Source organism: Komagataeibacter melaceti (assembly GCF_003403295.1).
Taxonomy (GTDB): domain Bacteria; phylum Pseudomonadota; class Alphaproteobacteria; order Acetobacterales; family Acetobacteraceae; genus Komagataeibacter; species Komagataeibacter melaceti.
The window spans coordinates 1-246 of record NZ_QUWV01000007.1; the positions used below are offsets into that span (position 1 = coordinate 1).

The 246-nt window shown below is 56.9% G+C and carries 1 protein-coding gene; it reads left to right on the top strand.

Annotated features, from left to right (window positions below):
• Positions 1–66: 66 nt before the first annotated feature.
• On the top strand, positions 67–246 hold a 180-nt coding region (locus tag DY926_RS01010), incomplete at its 3' end, for a transposase (protein WP_148707727.1).

Here is a 246-nt window from a genome sequence, read left to right on the forward strand (position 1 = left end):
AGAGGTGGTCCCCATTTTTCGGACAGGGCAATAAGCTATAATCCGACCTGAGAGAGAACGGGTTTTATGGGCAAGGTTACGCGCAAGAGGTATGCGGCGGAGTTCAAATCACGGGTTGCCCTGGAAGCGATCCGTGGGGAACTGACGCTGGCGGAACTGGCTTCGAAACATGGGGTGCATCAGACGATGATCGCCCAGTGGAAACGGCAGGCGATCGAGGGGATGGCGGCCACCTTTTCCGGGAAA